The sequence below is a fragment of the Cupriavidus sp. H18C2 genome, from assembly GCF_049393795.1.
Classification (GTDB): Bacteria; Pseudomonadota; Gammaproteobacteria; order Burkholderiales; family Burkholderiaceae; genus Cupriavidus; species Cupriavidus pauculus_C.
The window spans coordinates 1905827-1929422 of record NZ_CP186011.1; the positions used below are offsets into that span (position 1 = coordinate 1905827).

A 23596-nucleotide genomic window follows, 5' to 3' on the forward strand; every position below is an offset into this window, starting at 1 on the left:
GCCGGCTGCGGCCACGCGGGCGTCCGGAAGGTGCCCGCTGGCCGCGCCAAGCCAAGCCCGGTGGCGCGCCGCGCCACCGCTGCGCCCCTGATACCCCCGCCATGTTCCGTTTTCGCCTGACGCTCGCCTTTGCCCTGCTCGTCGCCCTGGTCTGCATCCAGGCGGCGTTCGTCTATTGGGGCGCCAACCGCGTCAACGACTACGCTCAGCACAGCCGGCTGGCCAACGACATCCTGGCCGAACTGCTGGACCTTTCCGCCAACAAGCAGCGGCTGCGCGTCTGGGCGTCGCAGCGGCTGATGAACGCCGATGCCTCGCCCGAGGCCCGCGACCGCCTGCTGGCCAGCATGAAGCGCAGCGCCGGCCGGCTGCAGCAGCTTGCCCAGCGCGACATCGTGCTCTGGAACACCATCTCGGCGCTCGATGGCGTGCCCGTGCCGCCCGAGGTCAACGAACTGGCCGGCATGTCCGAACTGCTGGGCGACAACATCCGCGCCGTGGAAGGCCGCCTCGTGGCCCTGCAGCCCCTGCCGCGCGACGCCGACTTCGCGGGCGTCTGGAACGAACTGAACAAGGTGTTCGACAAGGCGCGCGGCCGTGACCTGCGCGAACTGCTTTACGGCGCCATCGAACGCCAGCGCGCCGCCGTGCCGGTGGCGCGGGCCGCCACCGAGCGCGGGCTGGACCGGCTGCGGACCCAGGCATTCGTGATGGCCGCCGTGACGCTGTTGGCGGCCGTCGTGCTGGCGCTGCGCCTGGGCCGGCGGCTCAAGCGGCCGCTGGACCAGTTGCTCGAAGGCGTCGGCGCGCTGCGTAGCGGGGCGCTCGACTACCGCCTGCCGATCCATTCCGGCGACGAATTCGGGCATGTCGCGGCCGGCTTCAACGCCATGGCCGCCGAGCTGCAGCAGCACCGGATCGACGCCGACGCGGCGCGCCGCCGGCTGGAAGAGGCGGTGCAGGCCCGGACGGCCGAGTTGAGTTCGGCGCACGAGACGCTCCAGCGCATCGACCAGCGCCGCCGGCAACTGTTTGCCGACCTGGGCCACGAGTTGCGCACGCCGACCACGGCCATTCGCGGCGAGGCCGAGATTGCGCTGCGCGGCGGCGAGAAGCCCGCGCACGAGTACCGGCAGGCGCTGCAGCACATCGTCGGCGCGGCCGAGCAACTGACCGGGCATATCAACGACCTGTTGCTGATCGCGCGGGCGGAAGCTGACCAGTTGGTCATGCAGCCGCGCAGCGTGGCGCTGTGGCAGCTCCTGCAGGATTCCGCCGATTTTGCCGATGCGCTGGGGGCCGAGCACGACGTCAAGATCCAGCTCCAGGCGCCCGAGGGCGCCGACGGCCTCACCGTCATGGCCGATGCCGACCGGCTGCGGCAGGCCATCGTGATCCTGCTGGACAACGCCATCCGCTATTCGCCGCGCGGCAGCACGGTATGCCTGCGCGCGGCGGCCAGCGGCGACGGCGTACGGATCGAAGTGGAGGACCGGGGCATCGGCATCGACCCCGAGGAACTGGGGTCGGTGTTCGAGCGCTTCATGCGCGGCCGGCGCGCGCGGGCGCATCGGGCGGACGGCACCGGCATTGGCCTGTCGATTGCGCTGGCGATCGTGCGGGCCCATCATGGCAACCTTTCCGTCAGCGCCGCCGCGCCGCATGGCACCCGCGCCTGCATTGAGCTGCCGCCCGGGCCGCGCGCCGATGCCGCCGGCGCCGGCGCCACTGCCATCCCACACCATGAACATCCTGGTCATTGAAGACGACGCCCGCGTGGCCGATTTCCTGGTGCGCGGGCTGCGCGCGGAGGGCTATCTCGTCCAGCTCGCGCGCACCGGGCCCGAGGGGCTGGACATGGCGCGCCGCGGCGACGCGTCGCTGCTGCTGCTGGACCTGATGCTGCCCGGCATCGACGGCCTGGAGCTGTGCCAGACGCTGCGCGCCGAGCGCAACCACGTGCCGATCCTGATCCTGACCTCGCTGAGCGACGTGGGCGACCGCGTGGCCGGCCTGCGGCTGGGCGCCGACGACTACCTGACCAAGCCGTTCGCGTTCGAGGAACTGCTGGCCCGCATCGAGGCCTTGCTCAGACGCGGCCGCGAGCAGCAGCCCATATCCCAGCAGCTACAGGTGGCGGACCTGGTGCTCGACCGCGACCGCATGCAGGTCATGCGCGGCGGCCAGGCCATCCCGCTGACGGCCAAGGAGCTGGCCTTCCTGGAACTGCTGATGAGCGCGCCGGGCCGGGTGTTCAGCCGCGAGCGCATCCTGTCCAACGTCTGGGGCGCCAACGAGGACCCGCTGACCAATATCGTCGACGTCTACGTGCGCCGGCTGCGCAGCAAGATCGACGACGGCCACGCCCTGCCGCTGCTCAAGACCGTGCGCGGACTTGGCTACCGCATCGACGATGTACCCTGATTCCAGTTGCGCCGGTCCCGGCACGATTCGTTCATCTGCCGTTCATCTGATCGTCAGCATCGCTTCATCGAAGCCGGGCCCTGCGGTTAACGTTCGGCCCCCAGAATTTTCCCGTGCCGATTCACCGGCGCCACCCCTGCACAGGGGTGACGACCAGACTGACCACAGGAAAAATTCGATGACATACGTTGGTGCCGCTTCCCTCGCCGCCGTTGCCGCAGGCGTTCTTCTCACCTCGCTGCCGGCCGCCGCGCAGCAAGCCTGCGCGCCCGCCACCCAGCAGCAGATCGCCAGCCTGTTCGACCGCTGGAACGACTCGCTGCGCACTGGCGACCCGGACAAGGTGCTGGCCAACTACGCGCCGGACGGCGTGCTGCTGCCGACCGTGTCCAACCAGGCCCGCACCACGCCGGCCGCCATCAAGGACTACTTCGTCAAGTTCCTGAAGTACAAGCCGCAGGGATCGATCGACGACCGCTTTATCCGCATCGGCTGCAACGTGGCCCAGGACGTCGGCAACTACACGTTCCGGTACGCCGACGGCAAGACCGTCCACGCCCGGTACACCTACGTCTACGAGTGGAACGACGGCAAGTGGCTGATCGCCCACCATCACTCGTCGGCCATGCCGGAGCCGGTGACGGGGGCGAAGTAAGCGATACCCTTGGCGCCCAGCGCTCAGGCCGGCGTGGCCGTCCTGAGCTTGTCTTCCCACAGCGCCTGGATGCGCTGGCCAAGGATCTCCGGGCGGCCCTTGAAGATCAGCCGCTCGATGGCCTGCGGGCCCGCCAGCTTGCCCTGCATGACCCGCCGCTCCTCGGCGCGCTCGATCATCCGCACGGCCGCCGCGATGTACTGCTCGGTGGACGTGGTGATCGTCCAGTCCGGAAAGCCGAGCCGGCGGAACATGCCCTCGTCGATATGCTCGTGGACCTCGGCGCCGGTGCGGCACACGCCCACCAGGCCCGACCAGACCGTATCGACGATTCCGTTGGTGTTGCCGAACGGGAACGGGTTCAGGAACATGTCGCAGTCCGCGATGACCGCCATGTAGTCGTCGTAGCTCTGGTGCTTGTGCACGATGGCCGACGGGCCGATGATCCGGCGCACCACATTGCGGACCTGCGGGAACATCAGCCCCGTGGCCTGCCCCACCAGGAAGTGGAACTCCACCGGCACCTTGGTCGTCCGGGCAATCGCCGCGCAGGCCGCCAGGAACTTGGGATTGAGCTTGATCGTCGTGGCCGCCACGGCGACCTTGACGACTTCGGTCGGCCGCGGCTTCCTTGCCGCGTCCAGGTCCAGCCGCAGCATCGCCGCCGGGGCCCGGTACGGCATGCCGTCCGGCGGCAGCTTGAGCAGCGTCTCGCTGAAGCACGCCTCGTCGCCGACGTAGTCTTCCTCGACCACCACGTAATCCATCGCATGGCCGTGGGTCGTGGCCGGATGGCCCAGCGCCATCAGTTGCAGCGGCGCGACGCGCAGGCTGGCCAGCAGCATCGTGATCGGGAACATGCCGACACTTGGCATGTAGGCCGCCTGGGCCTGGTACTTCTCGCTGGTGGCGCGCACGTGCGCGGCGTTTTCCCAGACGCTGCCGCCCTCCAGCGGCACGAACTCGTCGAACACGGCCTTGCCGGCATCGTCCACACGATCCTCGTAGCCCATGCCGACCAGATGGAACTTGTCGCGCATGGCCACCATGGTCTGCGAATGGGTGCGGTAGATCGAATGGTTCTCTGAGAACCACTCCAGCACCACCAGGATCACCGGCTTGCCCGACGCCGGCCGGGCCGCCGGGCGCGCCACATCGGCCACGCCCAGCGACGCCAGCTTGCGCCGGATCAGCGTGTTGATCGGCTTCTTGATGTCGTGCTTGCCCGGCAGGTCGGCGTAGCTGCAGTGCATGTAGACGTCGTGCAGGATGGCCATCGGCAACTGGTCGACGCTGTCCACCTCGGCCAGCCGCGGCGGCAGCCAGCGCAGCAGCAGCTCGCGCTTGGCGTGCGCCGACGGGGTGGCCAGGAAGCGCGACGACATGATCGCCAGCGCCAGGCCGGCCGCCAGCACCTTGTCGACGCCCCAGATCACGTCCCAGTCGAGCACGACTTCCGATTCCGGGAAATAGAACAACTGAAACTTCTGCAGCTCCGACGTGCGCAGTTGCAGCGCCGTGCGCGCCTCCTCGTCCGCGCCCAGCGTGCGCAGGATGTGGTCGCCATTCCGGAACGGGCTGGCCGCGAACAGGGCCGCCAGCCAGCGCTGGTACTGGAGCAGCACGGCGGCCCCATGGTCCGAGAAGCGGAACGACGGATTGGCGACGAGGCTCGTGATGGCGGACGCCAGCCGCGTGAGCAGGTGGTCGTCCATGATGTCGAGCGCCTCAACCGATTGCGGCCACTCGTCGACGTCCATCAGCAGCCCGTAGTGGCGGTCGATGAGCTCCATCAGGGCCACCAGCTCGCGGCCGGCCTTTTCGTGCTCGCCGAGGTAGCACAGGTACTCGAACTTGTTGATGCTGAATTTTGTGATCGTCATGATCGGCCTCGCAGGAAAAGGATGGGACAGTGGCGCGTCAGGCAATCTTCGCGAGCACGAACATGCCCGCCATCGCCCCGCAGGCCAGGCCGATCAACCGGCCCAGCAGCATGTTGTTGAGTTCGTCGTCCAGCACGAACGGATAGCGCTCGCGCCAGTACGTACGCATCAGAATCGGACGCGGCAGGCAAATGCAGGCGGCGATGGTCACGCCAATCAGCAGATGCCAGATGTTCCGCCCTTCGTTCATCTCGGCAACGGGTATGACGGACAGCAGCAGCATCGCCACCACCGTCGTCACGACTGTCAGAAAGATGCCGGCAATCAGCCGGTCGACTGGATGTTTCATGATGGACTCCTTGGTCAATTCACCTGAAGGGTAGAGCCGTCCCTGACCGCATCGAATAGCAATTTCTTTAAACAATTGGCATCAGATTCTGGGTTCGCCGACAGCCACCTGGCGTCTCTGCTTGTCCAGCATCAGACCGAGCAGTTCGCCGTTCATGCGGGCGATTACCTCGGGCACCTCGGCGCCCCAACGCTGGCGGAACAGCCGCATCGACGGATACCAGGGGCTGTCCTCGCCTTCGTAGAACCAGCGCCAGTCCGTGTAGAACGGCAGGAACAGCCACGTCTGCTTGCCCAGCGCGCCGGCCACGTGGGCGACCGAGGTATCCACCGTCACCAGCAGGTCGAGCGCCTGGACCGCCTGCGCCGTCTCGATCATCGTCTGCACGCCGGCGCCGATGTCGTAGAAGTTGGGCAGGCGCCGCGCGTAATCGGCGGCCTCGTCGGCGCCGGGGCCCTTCTGCAGGCTGTAGAAGTCCACTTCCTGATGCGCGAACAGCGCGTCCAGCACCGAGAGCGACCGCAGCGAGCGTGCATGGTCGTTCTCGTGATTGGGCGCGCCCTTGAACACCACGCCCACCTTCAGCGCCTCGGGCCGCCCGGGCAGGCTGGCCGCCTCCGGCACGCGCAGGAACGGCACCGTTTGCGGCAGGTTCGACACATCGACCGGCAGGTGGGCCATGATCGCGTGCGGATAGACCCAGAAATCGTGCGGCGCCAGGCTGGACGTGGCGTCCACGCGGACCACGTCGTCCGCCTCGCCCGACGCCTTGAACAGCTCGAAGATCGGTCCCTGGCACACCACGGTCACGTGGGCGGCGCCACATTGCTCCCGCAGGACCCGGGCGAACCGCAGGAAGAAGATCTCGTCCCCCAGCCCGAACTCGCTCCAGATGACAATGCGCTTGCCCTCCAGCGGCTGGCCTGTCCAGGCCGGGGTGTTGGCCGGCGGCTGCGCCTTGGTGCGACGCTGCCAGTTGATGCGGGCGTACATCTGCTCGCGCAGCTGGAAGCCCTGGTTCAGGCGCCCGCTCTTGATGTAGTGGAGCATCTGGTAGAGCTGCGGATTCCATTCGCCATGCAGGCGCTTCGTGGCCAGATCCAGCACGTGGTCGATCTCGTCCATCAGGCTCCAGCGCTGCGCCAGCATGATCGAGCGAAGGTAGGCCTGGAACCGGTACGGATAGGTCGCGACGGCCTCGCGGCAGCAGCGCACGCAGTCTTCCGCGTTCTGGGCCGCGTTGGCGCGGCCGAGCAGGTCCTGGATGCCCGGCGCGGCGCGCTTGCGCAGCACCACCTCGATCACGCCCTCGACAAAGCGCCGCGTATCGGCCTCGCCGTTGACTGGCGCCTCGCCTTCATGGTCCCGCACCAGCGCCATCCGCTCGCACGACGCCACGCGCGAGAACAGCTGGATGGTGTCCAGCAGGTTCTGGGTCGTCGCGTCGTCGTGCGGTGGCTTGTAGATCGTGAAGCGCGCGCCGCCGCCCTGGCCGGACGACTGCGCCTTGGGATTCTTGCCGGGCATCGTCAGCCGGATGGTATTGCGCGGCGTCAGGAAGTCCTCGTCCGGCACGGTGAAGATCACATAGCCGCCGGGCTTCACCAGGTCCAGCCAGCGCGCCAGCGCCTTGTGCGGGTTGGCCAGGGTCTGCAGGCGCAGGCTGGCGTGGACGAAGTCGAGCGACTGTTCGTCGATGCCCGGCACCTCCTGCATGTCGGACGCCGACTTGCGCCAGGGTTTCACGTCCTGCACGCGCGGGAACCAGCCCGCGAACGTGGCCAGGCTCTCGCCCGCCCCGCAGATGTCCAGTCCCCGGCCGGCAAAGTAATGCTGCAGGAAGGCGGGGTCGTGCGAGCGCCGCAGCGCCGATTTGCTGAGTTCATTCATGATCTGTTCGCGTTCTCATTGGCAACTTGTTCCGACCACAGCGCATACATGCGCTCGCCCAGGATCTCCGGGCGGCCCTTGAAGATGTGCGTCTCGATGGCCTCTCGCCCGGCCAGCTTCGCCGCCAGCGCCTCGCGTTCCTCGTGGTTCTCGGCCATGCGGATCACGGCCGCCTTGTACTCGTCCACGGTCTTGGCGATGGTCCATTCCGGGAATCCCAGCCGGCGGAACATGCCCTCGTCGATGTGCTCGTGCACCTCCCGCCCGGTCTTGCAGACGCCGACCAGCCCCGGCCAGACCGTATCGACGATGCCGTTGGTATTGCCGAACGGGAACGGGTTCGCAAACATCTGGCAGCTTGCGATGGTGTCCATGTAGACGCCGTAGCGCTGGTCCCGATGCACCACCGCCTTGTTGCCCATCACGCGCTGGATCATGTTGCGGACCTGCGGATACACCAGGCCGCTGCCCTGCCCCACCAGGAAATGGAACTCCACCGGCACACGCGCCTCGCGGGCAATCGCGCCGCAGGTCTCGATGAACCCCGGGTTGAGCTTCATGGTCGTGGCCGCCACGGCGATCTTGACGACATCGGACGACCGGGCCGGCGGCTTTGGCGGCCAGGCCAGCAGGTTGGCCGACGGCCGGTAGGGCATGCCATCGGGCGGCAGCACCAGCAGTTGCTCGCTGAAACAGGCCGGATCGCCGACGTAGTCCTGCTCGACCACCACGTAGTCCATCGCGGGGGAATGGGTCGTCGCCGGATGACCCAGCGCCATGATCTGGATCGGCGCGACGCGGAAGGCCGAGACGACCACGGTGACCGCGAACATGCCGACGCTGGGCATGTAGAACATCTGCGCCTGGTACTTCTCGCTGATGTCACGCACATGGGCGGCCGAGTTCCACACACCGTGGTACTGCAGCTCGATGAACTCGTCGAACACCGCCCGGCCGGCGTCGTCCACCCGGTCGCGGTAGCCCATGCCGACCACGTGGAACTTCCGGCGCATCAGGTCGATGGTCTGCGAATGGGTGCGGTAGATCGAATGGTTCTTCTGGAACGATTCCAGCACCACCAGCAGCACGGGCTTCTTCCCGTCCTTCGGCGCCACGGCCTTGCGCTCGGTGTCATGCACGCCCATCCCCGCCAGCTTGCGGCGCACCAGCGTGCAGAGCGGCTTCTTGATGCTGTGCTTTTCCGGCGTGTCCGCGTAGCTGCAGAACATGTTGACGTCGTGCATGATCACATGCGGCAGCCGGTCAAGGTTTTCCACCTGGTCCAGACGGCCGGGCAGCCATTCCAGCAGGAACTCGCGTTTCCGGTGCGCGGCGACGGTGCCCTGGAACCGCGGCGAGAGGATCGCCATGGCCAGCCCGCCAGCCGCGCCCTTGTCGAGCTTCCACAGTGCGTCCCAGTCAAGCTTGATTTCCGACTGCGGCAGGTAGAAGAGCTGGAACTTCCACAGGTCAGCCGGGTGGATGTCGAAGCTGTCGCGCGCCGTTTCGTCGATGCCCAGCGCCCGCAGGATGTGGTCGGCATTGCGGAACGGGCTGCTGGCAAAGATGCTGGCCAGCCAGCGCTGGTGCTTGAGCACCGATGCGCTGTCCTGCTCGGACATGTGGAAGTCCGGATTGGTCGCCAGCGCGGTGATCGCCGCGGCCAGCCGCGTCACCATATGCTCGTCGCGGATATTGATGGCCTCCGTCGACTGCTCCCATTCATCAAGGTGGCTGGTCTCGCCATAGCCATCGGCAATCTTCTGCAGCAGCTCGCGCAGGCCGTTGAAGGCAATCGCGGGATCACTGCGATAACAGTGATGCTCGAACGTCGTGATATCGAATTTCATAGCCGTCTTTCTCGAAAAGGGGCGCTTGGCGTGTTGTGCTTGCGTTGCGTTGGCCTAGTTCGCCCAGGACACGGATAGCCAGTACTGCACGGGTTTCTTGCCGGGATCGACCCATGAGGTGGAGGAAAAGCCGTATGCCTTGGATGCCGAGGCCGAGAACGTGGCGCCGAACGATGTCAGCCATTCCACGCTCAGGCCGTAGCCGGACAGGATGCGTCGGTTGGTGACACCGGGGATGCCGACGTAGCCGGATTCCCAGCGGCTCCAGGGCTTGTGATTGACCTTGCCGATCGCGAAGTCCGAGAACAGGCCGAACTGGAGCTGATTGCCGGCGACGATCGGCACGCGCTTGTGGACGCCGAGATTGAGGATCACGCCGTCATCGAACGACCCTTCGTCGGCCCGGTAGGCGCGCACGGCGCCGGGGCCGCCCACGCTGAGCTTCTCGCTGGGGTCCAGGTTGGTACTGGCGTACTGGCCGTTCGCGCGCCCGGACAGGAAGAAGTCGCCGCTGGTGTTCAGTGCATAGGTGCCGAAGGCCGACACGCCGAGCTTGCCGTAATGGTCCTTGCGATTGACCGCCGCGTCGGTGGCCGGGGAACTGCTGCGCCGGCGGCCGGCCGTCAGAGCCACTTCGCCGCTCCAGATGTTGGTACGCAGTTGCTGCGCCCGGTCGCCATTGTTCCCCTGCAGCGAGAAGCGGAAGGCATCGAGCGTGCTGTGCGAGAACGCATTCTCGAAGTCGACATACGACGTCGACGTGCGGCTGTGCAGGTAGGAGCCGCCGACCCAAACGTTGCGGTCGAGCCCGCGCGTGATGGGGTAGCTCAGCCCGAGCTGCGCGGTGTTGGCCACGCCGGCCAGCCGCGTGGAGGCGTTGATCGTGTACTGCTGGCGCGTGAAGCCGCCCGTGAGGCGCAGCCCGTCGTCGAAGATCGGAATGCTGCCGGTCAGCGACCCGGTCCACATGCGTTTCTCGGTGCCGGTCAGCGTCAGCGCGTAGCTTTCGCCCAGCCCGAAGAAGTTGTTGCCGGAGCCGGTCACGCCGAGTCGGGTGAGACCTGTTGCCTCGATACCCTGGTTGTCGATGAAGATGTCGCCGCTCAACGGTTTGCCGCGCTGCTGCAGGCTGAACAGCACGTCGATGCCGCCCAGCGCGCCACCGGACGAGAACTGCGGCGCCTTGGCAATTGCCACGCCCGGCACGTCCTGCAGGAGCTGCGTGGTGCGCTCCAGCCGCGACGTCTGCAGGACGCAGACGCGGTCGAGCGTGTCGGCGCCACAGAGTGCCTTCGTGATCAGCCGATAGAGCCGGGCATCCTTCACGCGCGACTTGTTGTCGATCTTGACTTCATGAATGCGGCCAGGAAAGGCCGTGAACTTCAGCGGCGCGCCTTGCCGGCTCGCCTGCCAGTCTGGCTCGGTCACAAGGACCTGGCCGACGGGATAGCCGCCCTGGCGCAACGCATTGGTGAGGCTGTCCGACCATTGCCCGACGGCTTCGAGGGTCGTCGGCGTGTCGCCCAGCGTGGCGGAAGCCTTGCGAAGAACGCCGACGATGTCGTCGTGTGCGCGGCTGCCCGCCGGGACGACGTCAAAGGCGACGTTGGCGGCGGCAATGCCAGTCTGCGTGATGGGTGGTGTTTCCGACTGCGCCTGCACAGGCGCGACGGCGATTAGCAGCGTGGTGCACAGGCAGCGCATGAGCATGCGCGTGCGGCTGGCATGCTGCCGGAGCATGGTTTCGATGGTTTTCAAGATTTTCCAGAACCGGTCGAGACATCTTGCATGTCCGATTCTGCTCAGAGAGCGTTCATGCAAGTCAGCGTAGCGGCGCAGCGGCCACAGGCTAATAGCCGTTTTACGAAATCTCGACGTGGACCCGAGCGTTAGGCGCATACCCAGCATCTCCCACCCCATGCATGTGAGCGGAGTGTGGCAGGGAATGTGCGCGTTCGAAATGAAAATGGTCCGAATCAGTTTCCGCATCAACAGCATCGGAAACTGATCGGAACCGCTTGTTCTTGTTGAATGATTGGACCCATGGCGGGCGCCAATATGCCGGCGCCTTTCGACGCCGGCACATGGCTATCGTCAGCCGCCGATACCGCCTGCCGTACCCGGCGTAGCCGAGACGGTGGAGCTGGTGCTTGCTGCTGGCGCAGCGTCACTCTTCAACCAGCCGTGGCTCTTCACGACGTAGCGCTTGCCGTTCGGCGCGCCGGCCTCGGTGTAGAAGAACTCGCGTGTCTCCATGTTCACCGCCAGATCGGCCTTGGTCTTGGTGACGGGGTCCTCGTAGACGAAGTGCTTCGTCCCGTTGGCGCCGTCCCGCAACGTCAGCGTGCGCTCGACAGTCCCGGTCTTGGTCTTCACCTGGACCGTGGCCGTCGTGCCCTTCACCTGGACGGTGGCACCCGACATCAGCGCACCTTCCCACGCCTTGTCCTCGTCGGACTCGACCGTCAGCGGCACCGGGGCATCGAGGTACCAGCTTGCGTCGGCCAGGTCGTCGATCACGTAGGCGAGGATACCGCCCGCGCCAACCGCGCCCATGATTGCACCGGCCGTGGCACCCGAGTTGGAGCCACCCGAGCCCGAACCACCGGAGCCGTCCGAACCCCCGTCAGGCGTCTTGTCGCCGCCGTCGGAGCCGTTGCCACCGTTCGAGCCGTTACCGCCGTCGGAGCCGTTGCCGTTGCCGTCGGGGCCGTTGCCGTTGCCGTCGGGGCCGTTGCCGTTGCCGTCCGGGCCGTTACCGTTGCCATCGGGGCCATTGCCGTTTCCGTCAGGACCGTTGCCGTTCCCGTCAGGGCCATTGCCGTTCCCGTCGGGGCCGTTGCCGTTGCCGTCAGGGCCATTGCCGTTCCCATCGGGGCCGTTGCCATTACCGTCCGGGCCGTTGCCGTTCCCATCGGGGCCGTTACCGTTACCGTCGGGGCCGTTGCCGTTGCCGTCAGGGCCATTGCCGTTCCCATCGGGGCCGTTGCCATTGCCGTCCGGGCCGTTACCGTTCCCATCGGGGCCGTTACCGTTCCCATCGGGGCCGTTACCGTTCCCATCGGGGCCGTTACCGTTCCCATCGGGGCCATTGCCGTTTCCGTCAGGGCCATTGCCGTTCCCATCCGGGCCGTTGCCATTGCCGTCGGGACCGTTGCCATTGCCGTCGGGGCCATTGCCGTTCCCGTCGGGGCCATTGCCGTTCCCGTCGGGACCGTTGCCATTGCCGTCGGGACCGTTTCCGTTCCCGTCGGGGCCATTGCCGTTCCCGTCGGGACCGTTGCCATTGCCGTCCGGGCCGTTGCCGTTCCCGTCGGGGCCATTGCCATTGCCATCGGGGCCGTTGCCATTGCCGTCGGGGCCGTTGCCGTTCCCGTCGGGGCCGTTGCCGTTACCGTCCGGGCCATTGCCGTTACCGTCGGGGCCGTTACCGTTCCCATCGGGGCCATTGCCGTTGCCATCGGGGCCGTTGCCGTTCCCGTCCGGGCCGTTACCGTTGCCGTCAGGACCGTTGCCATTGCCGTCGGGGCCGTTGCCGTTGCCGTCCGGGCCATTGCCGTTCCCATCCGGGCCGTTGCCGTTCCCGTCGGGACCGTTGCCATTGCCATCCGGGCCATTGCCGTTACCGTCGGGGCCGTTGCCGTTACCGTCCGGGCCATTGCCGTTGCCGTCGGGACCGTTGCCGTTACCGTCCGGGCCATTGCCGTTGCCATCCGGGCCGTTGCCGTTGCCATCGGGACCGTTGCCATTGCCATCCGGGCCGTTGCCGTTCCCATCGGGACCGTTGCCATTGCCGTCCGGGCCGTTGCCGTTCCCGTCGGGGCCATTGCCATTGCCATCCGGGCCGTTGCCGTTCCCATCGGGGCCGTTGCCATTGCCGTCGGGGCCGTTGCCGTTCCCGTCGGGGCCGTTGCCGTTACCGTCCGGGCCGTTGCCGTTCCCGTCCGGGCCGTTGCCGTTCCCGTCGGGGCCGTTGCCGTTCCCATCGGGGCCGTTGCCGTTCCCGTCCGGGCCATTGCCGTTACCGTCCGGGCCGTTGCCATTACCGTCGGGGCCGTTGCCATTGCCGTCGGGGCCATTGCCGTTACCGTCCGGGCCGTTGCCGTTCCCGTCAGGACCGTTGCCGTTCCCATCGGGGCCGTTGCCGTTCCCATCGGGTCCGTTGCCATTGCCGTCCGGGCCATTGCCGTTACCGTCGGGACCGTTGCCATTGCCATCGGGACCGTTGCCGTTGCCGTCCGGGCCGTTGCCATTGCCGTCAGGGCCATTGCCGTTACCGTCCGGGCCATTGCCGTTACCGTCGGGGCCGTTGCCATTGCCGTCGGGACCGTTGCCGTTGCCGTCCGGGCCGTTACCGTTCCCGTCCGGACCGTTGCCGTTCCCATCGGGGCCGTTGCCGTTCCCGTCGGGACCGTTGCCATTGCCGTCGGGACCGTTGCCGTTCCCATCGGGGCCATTGCCGTTACCGTCGGGGCCATTGCCGTTACCGTCGGGGCCATTGCCGTTACCGTCGGGGCCGTTGCCGTTACCGTCCGGGCCATTGCCGTTACCGTCGGGACCGTTGCCGTTACCGTCGGGGCCGTTGCCGTTACCGTCCGGGCCATTGCCGTTACCGTCGGGACCGTTGCCATTGCCGTCGGGGCCGTTGCCGTTGCCGTCAGGACCGTTGCCATTGCCATCCGGGCCGTTACCGTTGCCGTCGGGGCCATTGCCGTTCCCATCGGGGCCGTTGCCATTGCCATCGGGGCCGTTGCCATTGCCGTCGGGGCCGTTGCCATTGCCGTCGGGGCCGTTGCCATTGCCGTCGGGGCCGTTACCGTTCCCATCGGGACCGTTACCGTTGCCGTCCGGGCCATTGCCGTTGCCGTCGGGGCCGTTACCGTTGCCGTCCGGGCCGTTACCGTTCCCGTCGGGGCCGTTGCCGTTACCGTCCGGGCCATTGCCGTTACCGTCGGGGCCATTGCCGTTGCCGTCGGGACCGTTACCGTTACCGTCGGGGCCATTGCCGTTACCGTCGGGGCCATTGCCGTTACCGTCGGGGCCATTGCCGTTACCGTCGGGGCCGTTGCCGTTACCGTCCGGGCCATTGCCGTTACCGTCGGGACCGTTGCCGTTACCGTCGGGGCCGTTGCCGTTACCGTCCGGGCCATTGCCGTTACCGTCGGGACCGTTGCCATTGCCGTCGGGGCCGTTGCCGTTGCCGTCAGGACCGTTGCCATTGCCATCCGGGCCGTTACCGTTGCCGTCGGGGCCATTGCCGTTCCCATCGGGGCCGTTGCCATTGCCATCGGGGCCGTTGCCATTGCCGTCGGGGCCGTTGCCATTGCCGTCGGGGCCGTTGCCATTGCCGTCGGGGCCGTTGCCATTGCCGTCGGGGCCGTTGCCATTGCCGTCGGGGCCGTTGCCATTGCCGTCAGGGCCGTTACCGTTGCCATCGGGACCGTTGCCATTGCCGTCCGGGCCATTGCCGTTACCGTCCGGGCCGTTGCCGTTGCCATCGGTAGGCGCGACGCGATCGCCGGTCAGGATGTGGATGGCACCGTTTCCGTTTACCCGCATGCGGCCTTCGAGCGCGTGGTCGCGGCCGTCGGGGGCGGCGCCCGTCAGGACGGCAGTACCGTTGCCGTTCACGGTAATGTTGCTGGTGGTGCCCACGCGCACGCCGATGCCCGCGTCACCGCCACCGCTGGAGGTGCCGGTAGCGTTCATGTAGGCGTTGTCGGTGATGTTGACGCCACCCTGGAAATGGACCCCTTCGCGGTACCGCGAATCGCCAGTGATGTCGGTCTTCACGTTTCCAGAGAGATTCAGGCTGGAGTTGGATGCGAAGCGCACGCCGGCTGAGGTGGCGGTGTTGGCGCGCGACGTGCCCGAAACGTTGATTCGAGCATCGTCAGTGGCGTTGATGACGGTTTGGATCAGTACGCCGTCCTGGGTATCCGACTGGCCGGTCATGTCGACGGTCGCGTTTCCCGACATATTCAACGTACCCTGCCAACGTACACCGGCGGCCTTGGGTCCGTCGCCGTTGACTGTCAGCTTGCTGTCTCCGGACATGGATCCTTGGCCAAGGATACCCACGCCGGCCCATTCGGGATTCGATCCGTTACCGCTGCCGCTGAGATTCAGCGTGGCATTGTTCTGCAGGTTATACCGAAGTGTGTCGAAGAATATGCCTGGCTCGTTGTTCGATGTACCGTTGAGGTTCACCGCACCGTTGTCCGAGATATTGATAGACGTCGCACCGCAGGCTCGAATACCATCCGCGTAGTTGCCTACGCCGGTAATGTTGACGACCCCGTTGCCCGAGACCGAGATGCTGCTGGTCGCGTAATTGCCACCCAGGATCGTCACGCCTTGCGAGTCGCTTCCTGAGCCCGTGGAGTGGCCTTCGATATCCAGCGAGGCGTTGTTGTTGACTGTAATCTTGAGCGTGTTGAGACGAATGCCCGAGTACAAACGGCCCGTCGTGTTGCCAATCAAGCTGACGGCGGCATCATCATTGAGGGTAAGAACGCCGCGGTGCATGATGCCGTCGTAGCCGCCACCTTCCCCATGGATGACCAGTTGCGATCCTCCGGAGATCGTAAGGTTGGATCCGTTGTCAATATAGACGCCGGTCTCCGAGCGGGAACTGCCATAGATGGAGAGGCTGCCACCCACCTGCGTCATGGCGGTGTTCATATACACGCCAACGCTGCCGGCGCTAAAGCCGGTAATGGTGCCGCCGCCGATATTTGCCAGGGTGCCGCTTATGTTGATGGCATGGCCGCTTGAGGCGCTTGTCGTGTCCCCGTACGCCGTTAGCCGTCCGCCATTCAAGTCGATGGTTCTGCCGCTTGATTGGAGAACGGCGCCATATCCGCCGCCCATCCCCGAGGTCAGATTCAGATTCAGCGCATCGGAGGTGGACGTGATATTGCCGTTGAGGGTAATCGATCTGTTTGCCACCAGCGTGAGATTCGCCGCGCCGCCGCCGGTCTTTGTAATGTCGGCACCGGTGCTCTGCACGATATTCCCGCCCGCCGTACCTGAGCTGGCCGTGGTGATCGTGACGTCGGTGCCTGCGTTCAGGGCGTCGTTGATGGACGTGTTGCGAACCGTGGCAGTGCTGCCCGTCGGCGTGAAGCCACCCGAGACGCTACCGCTGTAGCCAGCATCGTTACCTGTGCCGATGGTGATATCGGTCGGATCGATCAACCATTCGCCAGACTTGCCGTTCGGCGCTGAGGCGGTCACCGTGCCTTGGACGTTGAGGTTGTGAGCCGAGGTTTCCACGAACCCACCGTCACCATGCCGCGCACCGGCATCGATCCGCGCGTTGACACCCACCTGCGTGAAGTTGGCAAAGCCCGCACCATCCTGCAGCAGCTTGCGCGCTTCGGTGCCTTCGAGCTTGCCCAGCGAGTCACCACCAAGGATGACCTTGCCGCCAGCCGAGTCGCCCGAGGCATCGATCGAGGCGCTGTCGAACAGGCCGACGCGGTCGCCAGCCAGTACCACCGTGCCGCCCTGGCCGCCGTTGCGGTTCGAGGCGTCGATGCTGCCGGTCATGACCACGTCGCCGGTCTTGCCGGCGTCGGCCACGACCGTGCCGGCGCGGACCACGCCGGAGAGGTTCACAACCGTATTAAGGAGCGTGTCCTTGCCGCGCGCGGTAATCAGCACCGTGCCGTCCTGGGCGTGGATGTTGCCGCTGTTTTCCGCCAGCGCGTTGGCGGTGGCGTCGTTCAGGACCAGCGAGATGCCCTGGCCGTTGTGCAGGGCCACCGTGGCGCTATCGCCAGCGGCCAGCAGGACTTGTCCGCCCGGGCCGGTCTTGATGTCGCCCGCGTTGCGGACCTGGTCGCCCATGAAGGTCACGTAACCCTGGGCGTTGATGGAGCCTTCGTTGATGATGCCGGCCTGCGTGCCGGTGGCGCTCAGTGCCAGCGGGCTGCCGGCCATGAAGGCGTTGGAGTCGATGGATTTCGTCGTCGCGAGCAGCGAGCCGACATTGACCACTGCACCGCGTCCGAACAGCACGCCGTTGGCGTTCTGGATCAGCACCTGCCCGTTGGCGAGCAGCGAGCCGTGGATATTGGAGGGGAGCCCACCCGTGACGCGGTTCAGCGCCTGGGCCTGTGCGTTGGGCTGGTTGAACTGGACAGTATTGCCCTGGCCGATGCTGAAGCTGTTCCAGTCGATGACAGCGCGCTGGCTGCCCTGATTGATGGTCATCGTCGAGCCGTTCGGCTGCGAGATGGTGGCCTGACCGGCCACGACGTTGCCCTGGGTCGGCAGTCCTTGGGCACGGGCTTCGTCCATGTCCCAGGCAAACAGGGCGAGGGCGATGGCCGTCATCGCCGATACCACGCCCAGCTGGGGCGATGCCTCCGCGGCGCCTTCCCCAGGCGCCTTGCCGCGGCTCTTCACATTTTCCGCAACGGCCACAAGCATGCCGAGATGCTTGCTGAATACGCGGCGATACCGATTCTTGTTCATGACTGCTTGCTCTCTATTTCTCAGAAACCTGCTGCATCTGGCAGCGACCCAACTCGCAGGCGTTGCCCGCCTGCAGAGGCGGCGGTAAGGCCTGGTGTCTCGTTCTGGATGCGGAGGCCGTCGGTGCCGGAAGGGCAGGACGGACGAGTTCCGCTACTCCACGCACCGAATCGTATGAGCGCGTGGAGCGAGCAAAAATCGTAAAAACTCTAAAGATGGGGATCTGAGAGAAAATCAGACGGCGGCGAATGGGTCGCCTGATTTGAATGCGGGAAATAAAATAGTAATTCGACTAAAACGTGGGACAGGTCCTCAAGAAACGCCCAGATCGGCCCGACATCGGCCGTCCGCCAGGGCAGCGCGAATTGCGACCTTGCGCGTCACATCTGAAAAAGAAAATAGAAAAGTTTCCATCCCGCAAAAGATGACGAGTCCTTAGGCTTCGTCTGGACCGCGTGGCGTCCAGCCGGATCGCCAATCAGAATCTGCCTACGCCTTCCTGATGCTTGCGGTATCGGCCGGGCGGCCCCGCCCGCCGCGGCGCCATCGCCGGTCCTACGCCAGACTCCCTTCCGCTGCCTTGCCGCAGCAGACCCACCACATGCCAAGCGTGCCGATCCCCAATGGCCTGGCGATTCGCCAGCGATGCTTTCCATGCGGCCGCCGCCCTCATCCGAAAACTCTGGGAAACGCACTATGCCCACCATACGCGTCATGCTCGCGGACGATCACCCATTCATCGTGTTCGGCGTGCGGGAGATATTAAGCCGGCAACTGGGCTTCAGCGTGGTCGCCGAGGCGGCCAATCCGCCGGGATTGATGGATAACCTGTCCCGCATCGAGTGCGACGTGGTGATTACCGATTTCTCGATGCCGGGCAGCGGCGTGCCCGACGGGCTGGTCCTGCTGAACGCCATCCGCGCCAAGTTTCCAGCGGTGCGGATCGTGGTGCTGACGATGCTGGACAACCCCGGGCTGTTGCTCAGCATGCGCCGGGCCGGCGCGCTGGCCTTGCTGAACAAGCGCGACGACATGCGCGAGCTGCCCGCCGCCGTGATTGCCGCCTTTCAGGGGCGCGAGCATCTGGGCGCGACGATGCGGCGGGCCATCACCCGGCCCGGCCCCGGCACGTCGCAGAACGGGTCGCTGGACACGCTGAGCCCGCGCGAGATGGAAGTGCTGCGGCTCTATGTCGGCGGCATGACCACGTCGGAGGTGGCCCGGCACCTGAATCGCAGCATCAATACGGTCAGCACGCAGAAGCACAGCGCCATGCGCAAGCTGGGGGTCAAGAACGACGCCGAGCTGTTCGACTACGCGTCCGAGCACGGGCTGCGGGCGTAGCGGATGCGGTAAACTACCGGCCTTCCGCCGCACCGTGCGTGCCGGTGCTGCCTTTTCAGGCACCCGGACCTGCGCCGATGTCGAAGCAGGTGACGGCGGCGCATCACCACCGGGCCGTCGCGCCCGCGCCCCCTGGCTTGCCTGTGCCCGCTCACAGCATTCGCCGATTCGCTTCGACCCTCGATCCGGGCGCCGTGCCAACTGGCCGGCGCATTCGCCGGATAACGCCCTGCGTCCTTCTTGCCGAAGGACTTCCGCGCAGGACTGGAACCCCTCAGGTACTTGCCTGAACCGACCCTTCCGGCGCCCCGCGCCGGATGCGATCCGTATTCCGGAGGACAACTCGTGAAGACCCCAGCCAGCCTTTGGCTGCTAGCGGCCGGGCTGTTGCCCTGCGCCGCGTACGCCGGCTCCGGCGTGACGCTCTATGGCCTCGTCGACTCGGCGGTGCGCTATACGTCCAATATCGATGGCCGCCACCATTCGCAGGTGGGCGTGCTGTCCAGCGGCATGGCCGCCAGCCGCTTCGGCCTGAAGGGCGACGAAGACCTGGGCGGCGGCATCCATGCCATCTTCCAGCTGGAGGCCGGCTTCGGCAGCGATACCGGCAAGATGAACTACGACGCACTGTTCGGACGCCAGGCCTGGGTGGGCCTGAGCGGACACTGGGGCAGCCTGACCTTTGGCCGCCAGTACAACGCGCTGAACAACATCGCCTGGGAATTCGACCCGCTGGCCAAGGGCTGGGGGCTGTTCTGGTCCGACCCGCTCTACATCGGCGGCGACATCTTCTTCCAGGACTACCGGATCAACAACAGCGTGGTCTACCAGAAGCAGGTGGGCCCGTTCTCGGTCCAGCTCGACTACGGCGCGGGCGAGCAGCCCGGCACGCTGGCGCGCGGCACCACGCTGGGCGGCGGGGTGAAGTACCAGCAGGGCGCGCTGGCGCTGGGCGTGGCGTACGACCAGCGCCGCAGCGACGACGGCGCCAACACCGTGCGCAACTACTCGGTGGGCGGCTCGTATGCGATGGGCAAGGCCACCGCCTATGCCGGCCACCTGGGGCGGCGCGAATCGGGCCAGGACGCGCGCTTCAACATCTCGTACGTGGGCCTGGGCTACCAGCTCACGCAGGCGCTGCACCTGTCAGGCGCCTACTACCGCTATCGCCAGTCAGGCAACGTCACCACGCAATTCCTGGATGTACCGGTACACCTGGGCGCCGGCAATGCCGACAGCGTCGCGCTGGTGGCCGACTACGCGTTCTCCAAGCGCACGAGCGTGTACCTGGAGTCAGACGTGGTGGTGGCGCGCGGCGGCACGGTGGGCCGCGAGACCGAGTACTGGGCCGGCACGCCGGTCACCGATGTCAGCCGCAGCACGCGCGTGGGCGTGATGGTCGGCATGCGGCATCAGTTCTGACCCTGCGCCTCGCGGGCAATCTCGCGGATGGCCTGCTCGAACGCCTCCACCGGCTGGCCGCCGGTGACGAGGTAGCGGTTGTTGAAGATCACGGACGGCACCGACTGGATGCCCATGCCCTGGTACTCGCGCTGCTCGGCCCGCACTTCGTCGGCGTAGGCGTCGGACTCCAGGACGCGGCGCGCCTCGGCGGCGTCCAGCCCCACGGACGCGGCGGCCTCCCGCAGCACGTCGTGGCTGCTGGGGTCCTTGCCGTCGCCGTGGTACGCCTGCAGCAGCGCCTGCTTCAGCGGGAGCTGCCGGCCCTGCGTGGCGGCCCATTGCAGCAGCCGGTGTGCGTCGAACGTGTTGTAGACAAAGTCGCGCGGGCCGAAGTTGAACCCGACGCTGGCGCCGCGCTCGCGGATCATGGCCTGCGTCTCGGCAATCTGGGCCGGCGTGCGGCCGTACTTCTTGCCCAGGTAGTCGACGATGGCCTCGCCCTGCGGGCCCATCTGCGGGTTCAGCTCGAACGGGTGCATGACCACTTGGGCGTCCACCACGTCGCGGGTGCGCTCCAGCGCCTGCATCAGCGACGCCAGGCCGATGGCGCACCATGGGCAGGCGATATCCGAGACAAAGTCGATCCTGAGTGACTGGGGCATGGCATGGTCCGGGCGGCGCCGGCTTTCAGAACGGGGACGCGACAGCTTAGTCCGAATTGCCGATGCGTGCAGGCGCCCACCCGATCACCCCTCGCCCTATACTGGTTCTGGCGCGCCGATCATTCGCGCCAGGAGGCAGCCATGGGACGCAAATACATCGATTGCCGCGAGTTTCCCAGCGAGAAGAACTGCACGGTCGCATTGAGCGCCGACACGGAGGACGAGCTGCTGGAAGCAGCCGTGCAGCACGCGGTGCAGGTTCACGACCACCAGGACTCGCCCGAACTGCGCAGCCAGCTCAAGGCGTGTTTCAAGGAGGGTGCGCCGCCGGCCTGACGGCGGCACTGCGCAGGGGCGACGGACGCCGGCGCAAGTCCGCGGCCGCCGCCCCTGTCTGCCCGGCCATCCCCCCTGCCATCCCCCGCCATTCCCCCCCTTGGCCCGCCTGCGCAACCGCGACGGCCATAAATTCCCGCCTTTGTGAAATCTGCACGGCCTGCCGGGCCGGGAATGCGCGCTGCCTGCGGGGCTGGCCCCCTTTGGCGGCGCCGGGACCGGAATATGCATGGTCCGGCCATCCAACACAGCGCCGCCGGCGTCCAAGGAGTGTCGAGATGGCAGACCATGATGCCGTGGTACGGCTCTATGCCACCCAGATCGTCGAGAAGGCCGATGCCGCCCAGCAGGGCGAGCCGGTGTCCGCGCTGGCCACGTCCGAGATCGACAAGGCGATGATGCATTTCCGCACGCTCGATGGCGGCCGGTCCACCGGCGCGCTGCTGCGCCAGCTGGTTGGCGCGCTGCGCGAGGCGGCCGGGCAGCGCGGGCGGGCCGAATCGGCACGGCTGGTCATCCTGATCGCGGCCGACTATGCGTCGGAAGCGTCGCAGGCGCATCCTGGCGGGGGCTAGGTCGCGCGAGGGAGCCTGGAGGGGTAGGAGCCGCCTGACAGCGGGATCGGACAGCCACCGTCGCACCGCCCGCGCGCCGGTCCTTACCATGGAAGCAGGCTCAACAAGGCGCCCTGCGCCGCACCCGCCATGGACCTTTCGGTCGACTGGGGCAACCTGCTCCACTTCAGCATTTCGCCGCTCGAAACCATGCTGCGCGGCACGCTGATGTACTGGTTCCTGTTCCTGATGTTCCGCTTTGTCGCCCGGCGCGACGTGGGCTCGCTTGGCATTGCCGACCTGCTGATCGTGGTGATCGTGGCCGATGCCGCGCAGAACGGCATGGCCGGCAAGGGCGACAGCGTGGCCGACGCCGCGCTGCTGGTGGGCACGCTGGTGGCCTGGAACCGGCTGTTCGACCTGGGCGCGTGGCTGTCGCCCGCGATCCGGCGCTTTGTCACACCGCAGAAGGTGGTGCTGGTGCGCAACGGCAAGAAGGTGGTGCGCAACATGGAGCGCCACACGATCACCGACGAGGAACTGGCCGCGCAGCTGCGCGAGAAGGGCGTGGAGTCGTACCGGCACGTCAAGGTCATGTACCTGGAGCCCGACGGCAAGATCAGCGTCATCACTGACGACTAGCCCGGCCTCCACAGCAAAAAAGGACAGGCCGTGCGGGGAACGCACGTCTGTCCTGTCAAGAACCGGCTCCAGCCCGAGCCGGGCACAGATGCCTCAGCCTGGCGCGCGCGCCCCAACTGGCACGGACGGCATCGGCATCATGTTCTGGTTGGCGTTGTGCATGACCCACAGCGACCCCGACACGACGATGGCGATCAGGCCCACCGTGCACGCGAAGATCGCCGTATTGCCGCGCTGGCCGCGGCGCGGCCCCAGGTGCAGGAAGTACACGAGCTGCACCAGCAGTTGCACCACGCACAGCGCCACGATCAGCGCCAGCCCGGCGCGCGGCGGCAGCAGCCGGCCCATCACGGCACCAAACGACAGGAACGTCAGCACCAGCGACAGCGCGTAGCCGATCAGGTGGCTGCGCAGGCTGCCATGGGCGGCAGGATGGATGGCTTCGGATTGGGACATCACAGGAACTCCCGCAGGTAGACCACCGTGAACACGAAGATCCACACCAGGTCCAGGAAATGCCAGAACAGGCTCAGGCAGGCCAGCCGGCGGCGCACCACGGCGTCCAGCCCGAACACCTGCACCTGGTTGACCATGACGATGATCCACAGCAGGCCGGCGCTGACGTGCAGCCCGTGCGTGCCCACCAGCATGAAGAACGCCGACAGGTAGGCGCTGCGGTGCGGCCCCGCGCCCTCGTGCAGCAGTTCGCGGAATTCGTATACCTCCATGCACACGAAGGCGGCGCCCAGCGCGAACGTCAGCACCAGCCAGCGAATCACGGCCTGCGGGGCGCCCTTGCCGGCTTCGTCCAGCTTCAGCATCGCCACGCCGAACGTCAGGCTGCTGGTCAGCAGCAGCACGGTCTCGGCCAGCACGAAGCGCAGGTCGAACAGCTCGCGCCCGGTGGGGCCGCCGGCCGTGCCGTGCAGCAGCACGCCGAACGTGGCAAACAGCGACGCGAAGATCAGGCAGTCGCTCATCAGGTAGATCCAGAACCCGAGCTTCAGCGTCGATGCCTGGGCCTGGGCATGATGGTCGTGCCCGGCGTCGTGCGCAGGGGCGGCGGCCGCGTGCGGCACGTCCGCCGCGCCGGCCTGGAGTTTCAGGGTGGTGGTCATG

At 66.7% G+C, this 23596-nt stretch carries 17 protein-coding genes; 8 read left to right on the forward strand and 9 right to left on the reverse strand.

All coding sequences use genetic code 11. The features are described 5' to 3' along the window. Positions 1 to 101: 101 nt before the first annotated feature. From EPAKOI_RS25130 to EPAKOI_RS25140, 3 genes are all read left to right on the forward strand, one after another. Positions 102 to 1763: an ATP-binding protein gene (locus tag EPAKOI_RS25130; protein WP_423194025.1), complete on the forward strand. Its 1662-nt coding sequence runs from the start codon at positions 102 to 104 to the stop codon at positions 1761 to 1763. Further along, positions 1744 to 2424 (forward strand): response regulator transcription factor, encoded by a 681-nt coding sequence (locus EPAKOI_RS25135; protein ID WP_124685754.1) that lies wholly within the window; start codon positions 1744 to 1746, stop codon positions 2422 to 2424. Before EPAKOI_RS25130 ends, EPAKOI_RS25135 begins: the two co-directional genes overlap by 20 nt. 178 nt (positions 2425 to 2602) lie before the next feature. After that, positions 2603 to 3079 carry an SgcJ/EcaC family oxidoreductase gene (locus EPAKOI_RS25140; protein WP_423194026.1) on the forward strand — a complete coding sequence of 159 codons (477 nt, stop codon included), beginning with the start codon at positions 2603 to 2605 and terminating at the stop codon, positions 3077 to 3079. A 23-nt stretch (positions 3080 to 3102) separates the two neighbouring features. On the opposite strand, the gene EPAKOI_RS25145 is transcribed toward EPAKOI_RS25140, so the two are convergent. The 6 genes from EPAKOI_RS25145 to EPAKOI_RS25170 form a co-directional block, all read right to left on the reverse strand. After that, positions 3103 to 4962, reverse strand: a complete 1860-nt coding sequence (locus tag EPAKOI_RS25145; protein WP_124685756.1) for a peptide transporter — start codon at positions 4960 to 4962, stop codon at positions 3103 to 3105. 37 nt (positions 4963 to 4999) lie between these two features. Beyond that, positions 5000 to 5311, reverse strand: a complete 312-nt coding sequence (locus tag EPAKOI_RS25150) for a hypothetical protein (protein ID WP_124685757.1) — start codon at positions 5309 to 5311, stop codon at positions 5000 to 5002. An 81-nt stretch (positions 5312 to 5392) separates the two neighbouring features. Continuing rightward, a complete protein-coding gene (locus EPAKOI_RS25155; protein WP_423194027.1) occupies positions 5393 to 7201 on the reverse strand; it encodes a methyltransferase domain-containing protein in 1809 nt (602 codons plus the stop codon). Further along, positions 7198 to 9051 carry a peptide transporter gene (locus EPAKOI_RS25160; protein WP_124685758.1) on the reverse strand — a complete coding sequence of 618 codons (1854 nt, stop codon included), beginning with the start codon at positions 9049 to 9051 and terminating at the stop codon, positions 7198 to 7200. The genes EPAKOI_RS25155 and EPAKOI_RS25160 overlap by 4 nt, the downstream gene beginning before the upstream one ends. 54 nt (positions 9052 to 9105) lie before the next feature. Further along, entirely contained in the window at positions 9106 to 10809 is a 1704-nt protein-coding gene (locus EPAKOI_RS25165) for a ShlB/FhaC/HecB family hemolysin secretion/activation protein (RefSeq protein ID WP_423194028.1), read from the reverse strand. 336 nt (positions 10810 to 11145) lie between these two features. Beyond that, on the reverse strand, positions 11146 to 17535 hold the full coding sequence (locus tag EPAKOI_RS25170) for a filamentous hemagglutinin N-terminal domain-containing protein (RefSeq protein ID WP_423194029.1): 6390 nt from the start codon (positions 17533 to 17535) through the stop codon (positions 11146 to 11148). A gap of 696 nt (positions 17536 to 18231) precedes the next feature. On the opposite strand from EPAKOI_RS25170, the gene EPAKOI_RS25175 reads away from it, so the two are divergent. Next, positions 18232 to 18879: a response regulator transcription factor gene (locus EPAKOI_RS25175; RefSeq protein WP_253700318.1), complete on the forward strand. Its 648-nt coding sequence runs from the start codon at positions 18232 to 18234 to the stop codon at positions 18877 to 18879. A 345-nt stretch (positions 18880 to 19224) separates the two neighbouring features. Beyond that, positions 19225 to 20301, forward strand: a complete 1077-nt coding sequence (locus tag EPAKOI_RS25180) for a porin (RefSeq protein ID WP_423194030.1) — start codon at positions 19225 to 19227, stop codon at positions 20299 to 20301. Here the strand turns inward: EPAKOI_RS25180 and EPAKOI_RS25185 are convergent. Next, the gene (locus tag EPAKOI_RS25185) at positions 20292 to 20945 is read right to left on the reverse strand and encodes a DsbA family oxidoreductase (protein ID WP_313839397.1); all 654 of its coding nucleotides are present in this window, start codon (positions 20943 to 20945) and stop codon (positions 20292 to 20294) included. The two genes, EPAKOI_RS25180 and EPAKOI_RS25185, sit on opposite strands and share 10 nt — an antisense overlap. 141 nt (positions 20946 to 21086) lie before the next feature. Between EPAKOI_RS25185 and EPAKOI_RS25190 the strand changes: the two genes are divergently transcribed. The 3 genes from EPAKOI_RS25190 (at position 21087) to EPAKOI_RS25200 (ending at position 22477) form a co-directional block, all read left to right on the forward strand. Next, positions 21087 to 21281 (forward strand): DUF1059 domain-containing protein, encoded by a 195-nt coding sequence (locus tag EPAKOI_RS25190; protein WP_124685763.1) that lies wholly within the window; start codon positions 21087 to 21089, stop codon positions 21279 to 21281. A 278-nt stretch (positions 21282 to 21559) separates the two neighbouring features. Next, positions 21560 to 21856: a hypothetical protein gene (locus tag EPAKOI_RS25195; RefSeq protein ID WP_124685764.1), complete on the forward strand. Its 297-nt coding sequence runs from the start codon at positions 21560 to 21562 to the stop codon at positions 21854 to 21856. Positions 21857 to 21985: 129 nt separating this feature from the next. After that, positions 21986 to 22477 (forward strand): DUF421 domain-containing protein, encoded by a 492-nt coding sequence (locus EPAKOI_RS25200; RefSeq protein WP_124685765.1) that lies wholly within the window; start codon positions 21986 to 21988, stop codon positions 22475 to 22477. Positions 22478 to 22570: 93 nt separating this feature from the next. Here EPAKOI_RS25200 and cyoD read toward each other — a convergent pair whose 3' ends face one another. Further along, complete coding sequence (gene cyoD / locus EPAKOI_RS25205) at positions 22571 to 22933, reverse strand: cytochrome o ubiquinol oxidase subunit IV (RefSeq protein WP_423194031.1); 363 nt, start codon at positions 22931 to 22933, stop codon at positions 22571 to 22573. Further along, entirely contained in the window at positions 22933 to 23595 is a 663-nt protein-coding gene (gene cyoC, locus EPAKOI_RS25210; protein ID WP_423194032.1) for a cytochrome o ubiquinol oxidase subunit III, read from the reverse strand. The genes cyoD and cyoC overlap by 1 nt, the downstream gene beginning before the upstream one ends. Position 23596 lies beyond the last annotated feature (1 nt).